The organism is Aquabacter albus (assembly GCF_040049275.1).
In the GTDB taxonomy this organism is placed as follows: Bacteria; Pseudomonadota; Alphaproteobacteria; order Rhizobiales; family Xanthobacteraceae; genus Aquabacter.
The window spans coordinates 26,258-41,808 of sequence record NZ_JBDZDT010000017.1 but is presented as its reverse complement, the minus strand read 5'-3'; the positions used below and the strand labels follow the sequence as shown (position 1 = coordinate 41,808).

13 protein-coding genes are annotated in these 15,551 nt (G+C 63.9%); 3 read left to right on the top strand and 10 right to left on the bottom strand.

Features of this window, described 5'->3' with window-relative positions; genetic code table 11:
* Positions 1-1,140: 1,140 nt before the first annotated feature.
* From ABLE91_RS27670 to ABLE91_RS27660, 3 genes are all read right to left on the bottom strand, one after another.
* Entirely contained in the window at positions 1,141-2,778 is a 1,638-nt protein-coding gene (locus tag ABLE91_RS27670; protein ID WP_348935777.1) for a UbiD family decarboxylase domain-containing protein, read from the bottom strand.
* Positions 2,779-2,800: 22 nt separating this feature from the next.
* Positions 2,801-3,229 (bottom strand): SRPBCC family protein, encoded by a 429-nt coding sequence (locus ABLE91_RS27665; protein ID WP_348935776.1) that lies wholly within the window; start codon positions 3,227-3,229, stop codon positions 2,801-2,803.
* Between the two features lie 294 nt (positions 3,230-3,523).
* Positions 3,524-4,567, bottom strand: a complete 1,044-nt coding sequence (locus ABLE91_RS27660) for an FUSC family protein (protein WP_348935775.1) — start codon at positions 4,565-4,567, stop codon at positions 3,524-3,526.
* Positions 4,568-4,605: 38 nt separating this feature from the next.
* On the opposite strand from ABLE91_RS27660, the gene ABLE91_RS27655 reads away from it, so the two are divergent.
* Complete coding sequence (locus ABLE91_RS27655; protein WP_348935774.1) at positions 4,606-5,961, top strand: UbiD family decarboxylase; 1,356 nt, start codon at positions 4,606-4,608, stop codon at positions 5,959-5,961.
* 67 nt (positions 5,962-6,028) lie between these two features.
* Here the strand turns inward: ABLE91_RS27655 and ABLE91_RS27650 are convergent, their stop codons facing one another.
* From ABLE91_RS27650 to ABLE91_RS27625, 6 genes are all read right to left on the bottom strand, one after another.
* Positions 6,029-7,279, bottom strand: coding sequence for a RidA family protein (locus ABLE91_RS27650; protein ID WP_348935773.1), 1,251 nt, complete (start codon positions 7,277-7,279; stop codon positions 6,029-6,031).
* Between the two features lie 61 nt (positions 7,280-7,340).
* Positions 7,341-8,489 (bottom strand): ABC transporter substrate-binding protein, encoded by a 1,149-nt coding sequence (locus ABLE91_RS27645; protein ID WP_348935772.1) that lies wholly within the window; start codon positions 8,487-8,489, stop codon positions 7,341-7,343.
* A gap of 54 nt (positions 8,490-8,543) precedes the next feature.
* Entirely contained in the window at positions 8,544-9,266 is a 723-nt protein-coding gene (locus ABLE91_RS27640) for an ABC transporter ATP-binding protein (RefSeq protein WP_348935771.1), read from the bottom strand.
* Positions 9,253-10,068, bottom strand: a complete 816-nt coding sequence (locus ABLE91_RS27635) for an ABC transporter ATP-binding protein (protein WP_348935770.1) — start codon at positions 10,066-10,068, stop codon at positions 9,253-9,255. The genes ABLE91_RS27640 and ABLE91_RS27635 overlap by 14 nt, the downstream gene beginning before the upstream one ends.
* Positions 10,068-11,045 carry a branched-chain amino acid ABC transporter permease gene (locus tag ABLE91_RS27630; RefSeq protein WP_348935769.1) on the bottom strand — a complete coding sequence of 326 codons (978 nt, stop codon included), beginning with the start codon at positions 11,043-11,045 and terminating at the stop codon, positions 10,068-10,070. The genes ABLE91_RS27635 and ABLE91_RS27630 overlap by 1 nt, the downstream gene beginning before the upstream one ends.
* A 16-nt stretch (positions 11,046-11,061) precedes the next feature.
* Positions 11,062-11,946 carry a branched-chain amino acid ABC transporter permease gene (locus ABLE91_RS27625; RefSeq protein ID WP_348935768.1) on the bottom strand — a complete coding sequence of 295 codons (885 nt, stop codon included), beginning with the start codon at positions 11,944-11,946 and terminating at the stop codon, positions 11,062-11,064.
* Between the two features lie 392 nt (positions 11,947-12,338).
* Between ABLE91_RS27625 and ABLE91_RS27620 the strand changes: the two genes are divergently transcribed.
* Positions 12,339-13,676 (top strand): NtaA/DmoA family FMN-dependent monooxygenase, encoded by a 1,338-nt coding sequence (locus ABLE91_RS27620; protein ID WP_348935767.1) that lies wholly within the window; start codon positions 12,339-12,341, stop codon positions 13,674-13,676.
* 30 nt (positions 13,677-13,706) lie between these two features.
* Here ABLE91_RS27620 and ABLE91_RS27615 read toward each other — a convergent pair whose 3' ends face one another.
* Positions 13,707-14,198, bottom strand: coding sequence for a flavin reductase family protein (locus ABLE91_RS27615; RefSeq protein ID WP_348935766.1), 492 nt, complete (start codon positions 14,196-14,198; stop codon positions 13,707-13,709).
* Between the two features lie 222 nt (positions 14,199-14,420).
* On the opposite strand from ABLE91_RS27615, the gene ABLE91_RS27610 reads away from it, so the two are divergent.
* Entirely contained in the window at positions 14,421-15,500 is a 1,080-nt protein-coding gene (locus tag ABLE91_RS27610; RefSeq protein WP_348935765.1) for a LacI family DNA-binding transcriptional regulator, read from the top strand.
* Positions 15,501-15,551 lie beyond the last annotated feature (51 nt).

Below are 15,551 nucleotides of genomic sequence, written 5' to 3'. Positions count from 1 at the left end.
AACACATCACTCACGTGATAATGTCCGTTCCGGAGTTACGTAAGACCGCCGAAGTCATACTCGGCTGCTTAAACCCGAAAGCTCAAGCAACCCGCAAGGACTCCGCCGTCCACGTTTCTCTTTCTTCTCTTCAATTGTCAAAAAGCGACACACCGCTCACGGCTGAGAGTCAGCCTGCGCGTTCACCACTTCACGAAGAGAGTGGATCAGCTTGCGATGTGGGACAGAGGAACCGCCAAGCTTATCTTCGAGAGATAGCAACTCGACTGGTTCTTGACCTGAGCGGGGAGCCCGCTCGACCACACTCACCAAGTAAATTCTCGATCTTCACAGATCAAGGACCCGGTGGAGTGGCGCCGCGTCCGAACGTTTGTTCGAAGCGAGGAGCGGCGTTATGACGGCCTAAGCTGAGTTCGTCAACCCCCGTTCAAAGGAAAAATTGCGGTGCACCCCCGGCCACGGCATTGGGTGCCTCCAGGCCGCCTTCCAGAATGCGGAATTCAGGTCCGGGGGGCCGGCTCCTGAATGAGCCGGAGGCGCCGGATGTGGCTTTGCCGGCGGCGCAGGCCGAGAATGCCGGTTTGGATCAGCGGTCATCCGTAGAAACGCGTCGACCGGTACCGCTCAAGCTTGCGGGGCCGACTAAAGAGGCTCTGAGCAGCTGGTTTGCCATAGAAGGGGGGAGGGGGGCGGCTGGCCTTGGCTGAGCCGAAGTCACCGGGGAAGACACTCCGCCAGGCAATATGGCCGATTGGCGGATGAATGGGTAAGCCTCATTGGCCTCCATCCAGTGGATTGCGGCACGCATAGTTTGTGGAGGAGCAAGGTTTCCTTGATCTGCAAACAGACCGGAAATCTAGGCGTGTCAGCTTCCGCTCGGCCACACCAAGCTTGAAAGCGCCATCCGTTACTTCGGGATCGAGGCTGATGGTCCTTGCCAGTGCAGACCGGCATCTGATCAAGGGCATCTGCGATCACCTGAAGATGATCTCAGAAACTTCGGAGTGACGTGCCCCCGAACGGCTGAAGCCAGGCGGACATGAGCCGTTCTGAGAGGAGCGTGCTGCTCCTCTCAGACAAGCGTGGCGCCGTGATTTCTACCCAGCATGCGCAAGCGTCTACTTCAAATCCTAGCCTTCATCATGCGGGTGTTGCGCCCACATGACGAGGATCGAAGTTCGAGAGTGCCGCCGGCTTCGCTTCGAAGGCGAATGGGCGGTCGGAGAGCGTGTAGCGATACCACGGCGCGTCATTCATGCGGCCAAGCTTGTGGCGCAGGCTGCCGAACGCCCCGTAGATCAGCGGGTAGGATTGGCCGTGATAACGCTTGAGGATATCGAGCCAGGCGCGCGGCTCGGCGCCGATGAAGGCTTCCATGTCCTTGGCGATTTCGGCTTCGGTCATCGGGGTGACGTTCTCGGGCGGGTCGCCGAGGTCGGTTACCGCGCTCTTGATGAATTCATCGGGATTCCAGCTGCCGCCCATGGGCTTGGTGCAGTCCATGCCGATCTTCGAGCAGACACCGGGCTCGGCGCACTTCGGGTCCACCGTCATGGTGTTGCAGTCTTTGATCATGATGGTGTCGCGATCGGGCATGTAGCGGAACGCCATGGCCGCGAGGACGGCCTGATCGTCCCAGATGTCCACGTCATCATTGAACACCATGGCCACTTTCGGCAGGCCCTGCTTGGAGCAGGTCAGCATGAGCCCAAGAGCCTGCTTGGCATCGCCCGCACCCAGCGGCCTGATCTTGGCGTAGGCGATGTTCGAGAGCCCCCCGGCGGGGCTGCGCACTTCCACGACATCGATGCCTGCAAGCCGAAGCGCGCCGTAAAGGTCCGCCTCGATCGCGGGCAGTTGCAGCATGTTGTCGGTGTACCAGGGGTGCATGCCGCCGATGGTGCAGTGCTGGTAGATGGGATTCTTGCGATACGTCATCGCCTTAACCTTCAGGCGATAATTGTGCTTCATCCCGCCACCGTACATGCCGGTGAACTCGCCGTAGGGGCCCTCGTCGAAGGTGAGGCCTTCCGTGGCCATGAGCTCGCACTCGAGAACGAGTTCGGCATTGGCGGGGACCATCACGTCAATGGTCTCGCACTTCACCATCTTCGCCGGCGCGCCATAAAAGCCGCCGAGTACCTCGAAATCGTCGGTGTCGCCCGGCACGCCGACCAGGGCGGAAATCTTGTCCACGGTCGGGCCGCCGATCACCATGGCAACCTCGAGATTCTGACCCTTCGCCGCGGCCGCCATGGCGTGGATACGCTGGCGATGCGACGTGCAGGTCATGTCCACCGACTTCTCGTTCTTCGAACGGAACATGGAGCGGTAGATGCCCCAGTCGTAGACACCTGTCTCCGGATGCTTGCTGATGAAGAGGTTGTCGTTGGTATAAGCGTGGCCGTCGCGGTCATGGTGCAGAAACAGCGGCAGGCGGGTCAGGTCGACATCATCGCCCTTGAGGATCACATCCTTGCAGGGGGCCGTATCCACAAGCTCCCACTTGGCGCGCGACTTGGCTCTTTCAACCATCAATCGGCCAGTCTGCGTTTTATCGCATTCCATGGCCCATGCGTACATGTCCTGGTTCGAATAGGCATTGGCAAGAACCGAGAACTCGCAGTCCTTCACCTTCTCGATGAAGACGGCCTTGGTGGGATTCGCCTCGATGGTTTTCGGAATCTGGTCGACGCGGATCTCATCGGTGATGCGGACGAGAAAACCAGCCGCATCCATGGCCTGCACGAAGTCGGGAAGCGATTGCTGAGACGCCATGATGGAAAATCCTAGATCGCGTTCACGAAAAGGCGGGTTCCGACACGCCGGTTTCGACGTACTCGCGCAGATGATCCATCAGAGCGCCCCAGATCGTGTTGCACTTGACGAAATTCACTTCGTCGTGAGGCCAGCCCCCATGCGCCACGCGAACGCGGGTTCGGCCGTCATCCAGGGAGGTGATCGTGAATTTGGCGGTGGTCCCGACAGCGTCTCCCGGTCCCTTGGTGCAGGTCCAGAGTATTTCTTCCGGATTATCCAGATCGACGCGCCACAAGAATTCAGGCCTGTCAGTATATTTGAGAGCCCATTCGGTCCCAAGCTCACCTTTGCCGGACACGTGCGGCGTATTCCATCCCCGCAAACCTTCGGAGGTGCTGAGTGCCGTTCTCACCTTCGAGGCGTCAGCGGAGATGAAAATCTCATGCTTCAATGAATGCCCACCAGCCATCATAAGCCTCCCTTAAGTTGGTGAGATACTGATCAAATGGCACGCACAAGGCAAGTGGGGACAGCCTCCCCCGCGGCCCTTTTCTTTCCGAAAATATCAGCCGGCGAACCAAGTTCCGGGAAGGTCAAATTATTTTGATCCTGCTCTAAATATTTCTGACTTCTGGCATGCCGATCGCTCGAAACACGATTCTATTCTGTGACGCAAAGGCTCCCCCTCGCATGCTGTGGCAGGGACAGGATCATCGCGCAGATGGACGTAGACCGGCTGGTCGGTGTGACGCCGCAGGGCGCTCTATGATGCACTGTCCATGCGCGCGAGTGGTGCGGCCTTGGCGAGGACTGCACGGCCGATCACAATGGTGACGAGGGCCACGGCGCTGCCGAGCCCCGCTTCCACCAGCCGCTCCGCCAGCAGGGGATCCCAGGGAAGATTGCGGCCGAGATTGCTCATTCCAATCGCCAGGGGCGAGATGAAGATAAGCGCAATCGCGTAATTGCGGGCGACAAAGAGTTCCGCGACAGCCTGGCAGAGCGCGATCAGCACGATGAGCGCAAACACGCCCGGCTCTGCTGAAAACAACAGGGCGGCGAAGCACACGCCGGTGATCGTGCCGAGCATCAGTTGGACCGTGCGGCGCGTGATATCGGCGGACGTGAGAGCCGGCATGAGAGCCGCGACGGTGATTGGCGACCAGAACGGATGGCCGATGTGCAAGGCAAGGGCAAGGAGCCAGGCACACAGCACGCCAGCCACCGCAGCGACGATGACGATCAGATGCTGCGTCACGTCCAGCGTGGCGGAGCCGATCATGGCCCGTGCCCGCACGCGGCGGATCATCGGTCGCACGCGCAGCGCGCCCTTTGGGCCCAGCAGGGTCAGAAGCACTGCAAATCCCGCTCCGCCCGCGCCGGTGGCAATGGCGAGCGGCACATGTTCCGGTTTCAGCGGGACGCCGGCGATGACCAGCAGAACAAGGATAAAGAAGATCTCGCCGCGCGGCACCCATCCCATCACCGCGCCGAGGGTGCCTGCACCGGCCACCACGCCTGCGAGCATGATGCCGAGCAACCATACGGGCCCTTGAGCCGCCGAATAGATGGCGGCGGCGGCGATCGTCGCCACAATCCCCGCGGCGACCACCATCTGCGTTTCGACCCTGCGTTGCGCACTCTCGCTGTGACCGTAGAGGGATGTCAGCGAACCGAACGCCGCGTAAGCGGCAATGTCGAGACGACCGGCCGCGTAGAGCGCGCAGAGCGGCAGACCCACGGACACGCCGACACGGATCGCCGAAACGGCATCCTGTGTCTTTACCTTGTTGGAAAAGCTGCGCATTAAACACCGGACCCGCGTGACACGAGGACGGACGGACCATGCCCTACCAAGACCTGCGCGCCTTCCTGACGGCTTTAAGGCAATCCGGCGAACTCGTCGATATAGAGAGGCCCGTTGCTCTCAAGTATGACGTTGCGAAGGCCCTCGCGAAGACCAGTTCCGTCGACGGCCCGGCCCTCATGTTCAAGCAGACCGGCACCGATTTCCCGCTTGTTGGGGGTCTTTACGGCAACCGCAAGCGGGCGCTGATCGCCTTTGAAGCGACCGAAGAAAGCATCCATGCGCGGGTCACGAAGGCCATCGACAATCCGATCGGCCCTGTCGATTTTGCAGGCCCGGCACCGTGTCAGGAAGTGGTTCTGACGGGCGACGATATCGACCTCACCAAGCTCCCTGTGCCGATCTACAGTCCGAAGGACGGAGGGCCCTACATCACCGCCGGCATCGTCGTGTCCGAGGATCCCGATACGAACGTCCCCGACATCGGCAATTATCGCTTTCAGCTTCACGACTCGAACGTGATGGGGCTGTTCTCGGCGTCCAATCATCGCTTCGGGAAGAACATCGCCAAGGCCATCCAACGCGGCGTGCCGCTGCACGGTGCGATCGTCATCGGCGTCGATCCCATGACGATGTTTTCCTGTCAGGTCCAGGGTGGTGATGCGACGAACGACTGGTTCGTGGCGGGCGGGCTGCGCGGTGCGCCGGTGGAACTCGTGAAGGCGGTGAGCAGCTCGCTCAAGGTGCCGGCGCACGCGGAGTTCATCATCGAATTCGTCGTCGATTCCGACGACCAGCGGGTGGAAGGGCCGCTTGGCGAGTATACCGGCTACTATACCCCCGCTTCCCCCAAGCCCACCGCCAAGGTGACGGCCATCACGCACCGCCGGAACGCGATCTTCCAGGGCCTGCTGACGGGCAAGCCGATCACTGAAAATCACGTCCTGAAACAGATTCCGTTCGAAGCCTCCATCCTGCGGCAGCTTCAGGCGCAGTATCCGAGCATCTCCGATATCGCCATCACCAGTTCGGGCGGTGTGCAGACGTATGTCGTGATCGCCATGACACCGCGCTACGAGGGCGAGGCGCGCATGGCCATCCTGGCGACCATGGCGTCGAACCTCCACCCCAAATGGGTCGTGGTGGTCGATCCGGACATCGATATCCGCAAATCCACAGAAGTCGAGTGGGCCATGTCGTTCCGCGTGAAGCCGAGTGAGGACGTCTTCATCATCGACCGCACGGCTACGGCGCCGCTCGATCCCTATACGGACGGCGGCTACTCATCGACGGTGGGCATAGATGCCACCCGGCCGTTCGGCGTTGAGTTTCCGGATGTGTCGGAAGTCCCGGATTGGCGCACGTTTGATTTGCCGGAAATCGACAAGCGCTGATTTGAATGCGGGAGCGGCTCGCGACGCAGCCGCTTTCAATCGCTATCCGGAGTGCGGCGAATGCCTTTCACCGCACTCCGATCAGGTCGATCTCGATCAGGGTGTCCTTGATGAGCAGCCCCGACGTGCCGATCGTGGTGCGAGGTGGCGGGATTTTGAAATACTCCCTCCACACCTCGTCGAAGGCGGCGAAGTCGTTGAGGTCGGTGAGGAAGACCTGGGCCTTGACCACCTGCTCCAGCGAGGCGCCCGCGGCCTCGAAGGTGCGTTTCAGGTTCTCCATGATGTAGCGGGTCTGGAGCTTGATGTCGGAGCCGTAATAGGGGAAGGCCGGGTGCTTGCGGGCCTCGGCCGGAACCCCCGTCTTGAAGTCGCTGGCGAGCTGGCCGGCGGCGAAGATGAAGGGGCCGATGGCGATGGCCTCGGAATAATTGGCGATGGGCTTGGCGTTTTCGGAGGTGATCACCTCGTGCGCCATCCCATCCTTCGGCACATAGGCGATAAGGTCGATCTCGACCAGCGTGTCCTTGATGAGGAGGCCGGAGGTGCCCACCGTGGTGCGCGGCGGGGGGACCTTGAAATACTCCTTCCACACTTCGTCGAAGGCGGCGAAATAAGTGAGATCCGTGAGGAAGACCTGCGCCTTCACGACCTGTTCCAGGGAGGCGTCGGCGGCGGCCAGGGTGCGCTTCAGGTTCTCCATGATGTAACGGGTCTGGAGCTTGATGTCGGACCCGTAGAAGGGGAAGGCCGGGTCGCGGCGCGCCTCGGGCGCGACCCCGGTCTTGAAGTCGCTGGCGAGCTGGCCGGCGAGGAAGAGGAGGCCGCCGGTCTCGACCGCCTCAGAATAATTGGCGAGCGGCTTGGGATTTGCGGATGTGACGACCTTGTGGGCGCCCAGCTCCGGCGTATGGCCGATGAGGTCGATCTCGACCAGGGTGTCCTTGATGAGGAGCCCTGTGGTGCCCACCGTGGTGCGGGGCGGGGGCACCTCGAAATACTCTTTCCACACCTCGTCGAACCCGGCGAAATCATTGAGGTCGGTCAAGAAGACCTGCGCCTTGACCACGTCCTTCAGCGAAGCGCCGGCCGCCTCGAAGGTGCGTTTCAAATTCTCCATGATGTAGCGGGTCTGGAGCTTGATGTCGGACCCGTAATAGGGAAACGCCGGGTTCTTCTTCGCCTCGGCCGGAACGCCTGTCTTGAAGTCGCTGGCGAGCTGGCCGGCCGGAAAGACGATGCCGTCGGCAACCGAGGCCTCAGTATAATTGGCGAGCGGCTTGGGATTGCCGGAGGTGACGCGGCTGATCTCGATCATGGCGGTTCCCCACGCTGTTTTGGCAGAGGCCCCGGCCGAAAACGGCCGGGGCCGACAGGGCTCAGTTCTGGACCGGGATGTTGCGGGCGTTGGTCTCCTTGCCCGCCTCGATCTTCACCACATGGGTCACCAGCAGCGGGTCGCCCTTCTCGTCGAACTTGAAGGCGCCGCGGGTCGAGCCGAACTCCACCTTGGCGAGGGCGTCGCGCACCGCCGCGCGGTCCGCCTTGCCGGCCTTCTCGATGGCGAGCAGCGCGATGGTGATGGCGTCATAGGCCTCCGCCGCGTAAGCGTCCGGCGTGCGCCCGTAGGCGGCCTTGTACTTGTCGATGAAGGTCTTGGCGGCGGGGATGTCCGTGACGGTGGCCGGGCTGAAATGGGTGGTGAACATCACCCCGTCCACGGCGCCGCCGCCCAGCTCGATGAACTTCGGCGTCGCCACGCCGTCCGAGGCGAAGCGGGGCAGGGTGAGGCCGACCTGGGCGAACTGCTTCGCCACCAGCGCGCCCTCGGTGTAGCGCGACCATTCGATCATGGCATCCGCGCCACTCGCCTTGATGCGGTTGAGCTGGGCCGTGAAGTCGATGTCGCCGCGGGTGTAGCGCTCCTCGGCGACGATCTCGTAGCCGTACTTCTCGCCGGCCTTCTTGAAGGCCTCGAAGCCGCCGCGGCCGAAATCGTCATTCACATAGAGGAAGGCGAACTTCTTATATTTCGGGAACTTCTCGTGGATGAAATCGGCAAGGTCCGCCACCAGCTTGGTGTCCGGCACGGGCGAGCGGAACACCCATTTGTTGCCCGAGGTGGTGATCTTCTGCGCGGTGCCGGCGACGACGATCTGCGGCACCTCCATCTGGCGCGCCACCTGGGACGCCGCAAGGCTCGCGGGGCTGGAGATGGAGCCGATCATCATCAGCACATCGTCCTTGGAGATGAGGCGCTTGGCGGAATTCACCGCCTCTTCCGGCTTGCCGCTGTCGTCCGCATAGATGACCTCGATCTGCTTTCCGAGAAGGCCGCCGGCAGCGTTCTTGTCCTTCACGGCGAGGTCGATGGATTCCTTCTCGCTCTGCCCCATGGCGGCGGCATCGCCCGTGAGCGGGCCGAACACGCCGATCTTGATGGTGTCGGCCAGCGTCGCCTGGGCGGCGCCGGAGGCAAGAAGCCCTGCGAGAAGCAGGGACCGCAACGTTCTGTTCAACTGAGCCATGGGTTCACTCCAGAAGGTGTTGATTGTTGCAGGTCCTCGTTGGCGGGTTTCGCCCTACGTTTCCTCAAGTTCCTTTTCGCCGAGATAGCTCGCCCAGACTTTGGGGTGCGCGATCAGCCGCTGGCTGTCGTCGGTGAGGGCGACCTGGCCGGTTTCGAGCACGTACCCGCGCGAAGACAGGGTCAGGGCCAGCTCGGCATTCTGTTCCACGAGCAGGATCGTCACGCCCTCGGCCCGGAAATGGGCGATGGCGCGGATCACCTCCTCGACGATGATCGGGGCGAGGCCGAGCGAGGGTTCGTCCAGCAGAAGCAAGGTCGGCTGCGCCATCATGGCCCGGCCGAAGGCCAGCATCTGCTGCTCGCCGCCGGAGAGCGAGCCGCCCATCTGCCGCCGCCGCTCGTGGAGGCGGGGGAAGAGTGCGTAGACGTCGCTGCGGATGCGGCGCTGGCGGGTGGCCGCACGGGGGGAATAGGCGCCCACATCGAGATTCTGCTCGACGCTGAGGCGGGGGAAGATGCGCCGACCTTCCGGCACATGGACGATGCCGCGTTCCACGATGGCCTCGGGCTTCAGCCCGTTGATGGTCTCGCCCAGGAACTCGATGGTGCCGCCGGCGGGCTGCACGAGGCCGGATATGGCCTTCAAGGTGGTGGACTTGCCGGCACCGTTGGAGCCCACGAGGGCGACGGTCTCGCCCGCCTCCACGGTAAGGTCGATGCCGCGCAGCGCCGCCACCGGGCCATAGCTCACCGCAAGGCTGCTAATGCGGAGCATGGGCGGCCTCCGCGTTCCGGATGGCGGCGGCGGCCGCAAGCGCACCCTTGCCGAGATAGGCGCCGATGACGGCGCTATCCGCGCGGATCTCCGCAGGCGTGCCACGGGCCAGCAGCTTGCCGTAATTCAGCACGGTGATGCGGTCGCAGGTGGGCATCACCACGTCCATGTGATGCTCGATGAGCACGATAGTGGTGCCGGCCGCGCGGATGCGCTGGATGAAGTCCACGAGATGCCGGCTCTCCCCGCCATTGAGGCCCGCCGCCGGCTCGTCCAGCAGCAGGAGGCGGGGCTTCGCCACGAAGGCGCGGGCGATCTCCAAAAGCCGCTGGTGGCCGTAGGGCAGGCTGCCGGCCGGCTGGTCGGCAAGGTGGGCGAGGCCGACGAAGGCGAGCGCCGCGCGCGCCTTCTCCGCGATCTCGGCTTCCTCGCGCTTCTGGAAGGGCGTGCGCAGAAGCGCGTGGATGATCTCGGCGCGGGAGGAGGCGTGGAGGCCCACCATCACGTTTTCCAGCGCGCTCATCTCGCGGAACAGCTTGAGGTTCTGGAAGGTGCGCCGGATGCCTGCCGCGGCACGGCGCTCGGCGGGCAGCCGCGTGATGTCCGCGCCCTCGAAGGCGATGCGCCCGGTGCTGACGGGGAGGTGGCCCGAAAGCAGGTTCAGCATGGTGGTCTTGCCGGCACCGTTGGGGCCGATGAGGCCGTGCACCTCGCCCTCGACCACCTCGATGTCTACGCTGTCCACCGCCAGGAGGCCGCCGAAGCGGCGGGAGACGCCATGGGTTTCGAGCAGCGCGCCCATCAGTTCGCCTCCCTCGGCTTGGAGGCTCGGGTGCGGGCCGAGGTGAAGAGGCCGGCGACCTTTGAGCAGGCGAGGGAGAACAGGCCGACTATGCCAAGATTGCCGGCGCCCATGAGGATGATGACGGCGAGGCCGAACAGGATCATGCGCAGCTCGCCGGAGGAGCGCAGAACTTCCGGCATGAGCACCACCACGAACGCGCCCACCACCGCGCCGGAGAGGCTGCCAAGGCCGCCGATCACGGCCATGATCATGATCTCGATGGATTCGTTGAAGGTGAAGTCGCTGGGGCTGAGATAGCGCGAGTGGTAGGCGAACAGCCCGCCCGCGACGCCTGCGGTGAACGCAGCCACCAGGAAGCACTTGCTCTTGGCCCATGCGAGCCGGATGCCGTTGGCGCGCGCCGCCTCCTCATCCTGCGAGATGGCCGAGAGCGCGCGGCCGAAGCGGGACTTCGAGATGCGGTCCATGGCGATGAAGACCAGCACGAGGATGACGAGGCAGACCCAGTAGAAGGTGCGGTCGCCGGCCACGGAGAAGCCGAAGATGGCGGGCTGGGGGATGTCCATGAGCCCCAGGCTGCCGCCGGTCAGCCACTCCTCGTTCAGGATCACGAGGTGGACGATGATGCTGAAGCCCAAAGTCGCCACCGCAAGGCTGGTGCCTTTGAGGCGCACGATGGGCACGAGCAGAAGGCTCGATGCGGCGGCGGCGAGCCCGCCCAGGAGCAAGGTGAGCAGGAAGGGAACGCCATAGTTTCCCGCCAGCGAGCCGGCCACATAGGCGCCGATGCCATAGAACGCGCCTTGGCCGAGGGAGAGCAGGCCAGCCATGCCCAAGAGGAGCTGCATGCCCAGCGCCAGGATGGCGGCGATGAGCGCGAGGCTGAACACGTGGAGCCAATAGGCATTGTGCTCCACCAGCGGCACGCCCGCGAGGAGGAGGGCGGCGATGAGGCGCGGGAGGGCCGGGTTCATCTTCATGTCCGCGCCCTCAGACCTGCCGGCCAAGGCGGCCGAACAGCCCCATGGGCGCCACCAGCAGGATGAGGATGAGCACCACCATGCCCACCGCATCCTTGTAGGAGGTGGAGATGAACATGGCGGAGAAGGTCTCGATGACGCCGAACAGGAGCCCGCCCACCATGGCGCCCGGCACGCTGCCGAGCCCGCCCAGCACGGCGGCGACGAAGGCCTTGATGCCGGTGGTGAAGCCCATGTTGAAGGAGGCGAAGAACAGCGAGCCCAGCAGCACGCCGGCGGCCCCTGCCATCATGCCCGAGACCGCGAAGGTGTTGACGGTGGCGCGCTCCACGCTGATGCCCATGAGGCGTGCGGCGTCCGGGTCCTGCGCGGCTGCCTGCATGGCGATGCCGGCGCGGCTGTAGCGGAAGAACAGCGCCAGCGCGGCCATGATCAGCACGCTCAGGACCACGATGCTGGCGAGCTGGGGCGAAACGGTGAAGCCGGCGATGGTGATGCCCCGCGAATGGAAGAGCTGCGGGTAGGCGAGGGGCTCCGAGCCCCAGACGAGGCGCGCCACGTTCTGGAGCACGATGGAGACGCCGATGGTGGCGATGACCACGTTGATGAGCGGGACGCGGCGGGCGCGCAGCGGGCGGTACACGCCGAGCTCCACCGCGACCGCCATGAGCCCGCCGCCCAGGGTGCCACCCACGAGCGCCAGGATGGGCGCGTTGCCGGCCCAGACACCCACGGAGAAGCCGGCCAGCGCGCCCACCATCATGACCTCGCCCTGGGCGAAATGCAGGATGTCCGTGGCGCGGACGATCATAGAAATCCCAAGTGCGATAAGGCTATAGATGCAGCCTATCGCCAGTCCGCCGAGTAGAGTCTGAACGAATTGATCGTAAATCATCCGGCTCCGGATCTTTCATTGCGAAAGTGGCGCGACTGGCAAACCGTATAGGGGTTTGGCGCACCAGCAAGAGCAAATTGCATGCGCATGCATTCTAAAAAATGGGCAGATCGCGGCCGAATGGAGTGGTCTGGCTCGTTCCACAACCTGGGATTTCCCTATGGATCACCGGCGGATTTAGCTGAATGGCGCTAATGGAGCGGCGTGAGAAGCGCTCGTCCTGTTGCTGGCTCATTTCGGATTCGCAGGATGTTTCAGGGCTCGCCGGTGCGCTCGAGTCCGATCTGCATACGCATGCATCTCCATTTTGGCATCGACATTGCACCATGTGACCCAAACGCGTTCGTATAAATCGGCAATTGCCTCGTTTTCGATCACAAGAAGGCCAGACTATGAAGAAGATCCACTTGGCATTCGACATGTCCTGGACCCAGGTGGAGACCCAGTGGCGCCAGCCGGGCTCCTGGGTCGGCCCCGATTATCCGTCTATTGGCCTGTTCGAGGACATGGCCCGCCTTGCCGAGCGGGGCGGGCTGGACATGATCTTCTTCGGCGATGGCACAGGCATTCCGGATACCTGGGAAGGCGGGATCGAGGATGCGGTGCGCTACGGTGTGGCGTGGCCCCGGCTGGACATGAGCCCGTGGATCACCCTCATGTCCCGCGTCACCAGCCATGTGGGCTTCGGGCTCACCTACGCCTCCACCTTCATGCATCCCTTCTATACGGCCCGGCTGCTCAATTCCCTCGACCACGTCACCAATGGCCGCATGGCCTTCAACGTGGTGACCTCGCAGCGCCGGTCCGATTATGCGAACTACGGCTATGACGAGCTGGTGGACCACAATTCCCGCTACGACCGGCTGGAGGAATTCGTGGATGTCTGCCGCGCCCTCTGGGACAGCCTGGATCCCGACGCCTTCGTTTGGGACCGCGCCACCGGCCATGTGGCGGACCCCGCAAAGGTGCGCCCCATCAACCACAACGGCCAGTTCTTCAAGGTGAAGGGGCCGCTCAGCGTGCTCCCCTCGCCCCAGCGCCACCCGGTGGTGATCCAGGCGGGCGGCTCGCCGCGCGGCACCCGCGCGGCCGCCCATGTGGCCGACCACGTGTTCGGCCTCACCAAGTCCGTGCCCCTCATGCAGCAGCAGCGCAACGACCTCGACGCCGCCCTGCGCGCGGAAGGGCGGGATCCCGAGGAGGTGGGCATCCTCTGGTCCATGCGCGCCATCGTGGCGGACACGGAGGCCGAGGCGCAGGCGCTGCGCGAGCGGCTGATCGAGGGCGTATCCCGCGAGGCGGTGGGCGTGTGGCTCTCCCACAATACCGGCTTCGACATGTCGACCCTGCCGCAGCGCTTCACCCTGGCGGAACTGCAGGCGCGCATCACCGCGGCCAATGCCTCGCCGGTAGGCTTTGTCGGCCTTCTCGCCAAGGAATACGGGCAGGACACGGAGATTAGCCTGGACGACTTCTTCGAGCACGGCCTGCGGCATGCCACCGGCTATGCCGTCACCATGGCGGGCACGGCCACACAGGTGGCCGACAGGATGGAAGAGATGTTCGAGGGCACGGGCAGCCGCGGCGGCTTCATGATCTCCATTTCGCAGGCGAGTCCGCGCGCGGTGCCCTACAATCTGGTGACCCAGCTGGTGCCGGAACTGCAGCGCCGGGGCCGCTACCGCACCGCCTATGAGGGGCGCACGCTGCGGGAAAACCTCGCAAGCTGAGGCGCGGATCTACGCCCGCCGCCGGGGGTCTCACCGGGCGGCGGGCAGGGCCTCGTAGCGGCCGTTGAAATAGAGCAGCGGTGCGGTCTCGCTCTCGCGTACGGAGATGTGCTGCACCTCGCCGATGAAGACGGTGTGGGAATGCACCGCCATGGCCGCCATCACCTTGCAGTCGAAACTTGCAAGCGCGCTCGCAAGCGCCGGCGCGCCGGTGGCGAGCGTGGCCCATGCCTGCTCCGCGAAGCGGCTCTCGCGCAGATGCGGGGATGAGAACCTGTGGGCCGTCTCCACGTCCGCGTCGCTCAGAACGTTCACGCAGAAGATGCTAGTGCGGTGGATCACATCATGGCTGTGCGCGCTGCGGTTCACGCAGATGAGGAGCGTGGGGTTAGGTTCGGCCGCCACCGAGCTTACGGCGGTGGCGACGAAGCCGTGCGGAACGCCGTGTTCCCACGTGGTTATGATCGAGACGCCCGCCGCGAGGCGGCGCATGGCTTGCCTGAAATCGTTGGCCTGGACCATCAAACGCACACTCCTCCGGAAAATGGCCCCGGCTCGCGCTCGCCTTTCAGCGTAAGAGCGCCATATCCATAGTTAAGCGCACTGCAATATCCCCACAAGCTCATTATGCATGCGTATGCAAAGGCAATTGAACCTATTTTGTGCATGCGGATTTGCCTCACTTGCTTTGTGGAAGGTGAACCGTGAGGATGGCCGGCGGGACAGGGCGATGGTTCGGAGAGCATGAAGGTCAGCAAGCCGGGACGGCGAGGATCGGGTCGGATCACGGCCGAGGACGTGGCGCGGCGCCTCGGCGTCTCCCAGTCCACCATCTCGCGGGCCTTCTCGCCCTCCGCGAGCATTTCCGAGAACATGAAGAAGCGCGTGGCGAGTGCGGCGCTGGAACTCGGCTATCAGCCGAATGTCATCGCCCGCAGCCTCATTACCCGGCGCACCGACATTGTCGCCATCGTCATCGGCAATCTGGTGGACCCGTTCTACACGACGCTGCTGCGCATCCTCACCGAGCGCCTTCAGGCCAGCGGCAAGCAGACCCTCCTATTCTCTTCCTCCCAGGCGGGCGGGCTCGACGCCATCCTGCCGACGCTGCTGCAATACCAGGTGGACGGCATCGTCATCACCTCCGCCGCCGTCTCATCCGACATGGTGCGCATCTGCGCCAAGCGCGAGACGCCCGTGGTGCTGCTGAACCGCTACGTGCCGGGCATCGAGATCAGCGCGGTCTCCTGCGACAACGTCGAGGGCGGTCGGCAGATGGCCCGCTACCTCGTGGAACTCGGGCACGAGCGCCTCGCTTTCGTCTCCGGCCAGCCGGACGCCAGCACGAGCCTCGACCGCCAGCAGGGCTTTATCTCGGAGCTTGCGCAGTACGGCATCTCCTCCTGCGTCATCGAACAGGCGGGGGAATACAGCTACGAGGCCGGCTACGAGGCGGCGCTGCGGCTGATGCGCTCCGGCAACGTCCCCGACGGGGTGTTCTTCGCCAGCGACATCATGGCGATCGGCGGCATGGATGCCTTCCGCGCCAAGGGCCTATCCATTCCGCACGACATCTCGGTGGTCGGCTTCAACGACGTGCCGCTGGCCGCATGGCCCACATATTCGCTGACCACGGTGCGGCATCCGTGGGAGGAGATGGCGGACTCGGTCGTGGAGATGCTGGGCCTTGATGCCGGCGCGACGCCGAAGAAGGCGACAACGCAGCTCATTCCCGGCGCCCTTATCCAGCGCAGCTCCGCCGGCCCGCGCTCGGGTCAGGCGCCCCGCCCGTTTGCCCGAAGCGCCCGTCACGGCCCGCAGTGATATCGGCGTAACATCCATCCACATGGGCGATGACGCCGGCATCGCCGAGGC

Excerpts from the sequence above, each read along its gene's own strand:
- ABLE91_RS27670 (WP_348935777.1), bottom strand. The coding sequence starts at position 2,778 with ATGGCGTCTCAGCAATCGCTTCCCGACTTCGTGCAGGCCATGGATGCG.
- ABLE91_RS27665 (WP_348935776.1), bottom strand. The coding sequence starts at position 3,229 with ATGGCTGGTGGGCATTCATTGAAGCATGAGATTTTCATCTCCGCTGAC.
- ABLE91_RS27660 (WP_348935775.1), bottom strand. The coding sequence starts at position 4,567 with ATGCGCAGCTTTTCCAACAAGGTAAAGACACAGGATGCCGTTTCGGCG.
- ABLE91_RS27655 (WP_348935774.1), top strand. The coding sequence starts at position 4,606 with ATGCCCTACCAAGACCTGCGCGCCTTCCTGACGGCTTTAAGGCAATCC.
- ABLE91_RS27650 (WP_348935773.1), bottom strand. The coding sequence starts at position 7,279 with ATGATCGAGATCAGCCGCGTCACCTCCGGCAATCCCAAGCCGCTCGCC.
- ABLE91_RS27645 (WP_348935772.1), bottom strand. The coding sequence starts at position 8,489 with ATGGCTCAGTTGAACAGAACGTTGCGGTCCCTGCTTCTCGCAGGGCTT.
- ABLE91_RS27640 (WP_348935771.1), bottom strand. The coding sequence starts at position 9,266 with ATGCTCCGCATTAGCAGCCTTGCGGTGAGCTATGGCCCGGTGGCGGCG.
- ABLE91_RS27635 (WP_348935770.1), bottom strand. The coding sequence starts at position 10,068 with ATGGGCGCGCTGCTCGAAACCCATGGCGTCTCCCGCCGCTTCGGCGGC.
- ABLE91_RS27630 (WP_348935769.1), bottom strand. The coding sequence starts at position 11,045 with ATGAACCCGGCCCTCCCGCGCCTCATCGCCGCCCTCCTCCTCGCGGGC.
- ABLE91_RS27625 (WP_348935768.1), bottom strand. The coding sequence starts at position 11,946 with ATGATTTACGATCAATTCGTTCAGACTCTACTCGGCGGACTGGCGATA.
- ABLE91_RS27620 (WP_348935767.1), top strand. The coding sequence starts at position 12,339 with ATGAAGAAGATCCACTTGGCATTCGACATGTCCTGGACCCAGGTGGAG.
- ABLE91_RS27615 (WP_348935766.1), bottom strand. The coding sequence starts at position 14,198 with ATGGTCCAGGCCAACGATTTCAGGCAAGCCATGCGCCGCCTCGCGGCG.
- ABLE91_RS27610 (WP_348935765.1), top strand. The coding sequence starts at position 14,421 with ATGAAGGTCAGCAAGCCGGGACGGCGAGGATCGGGTCGGATCACGGCC.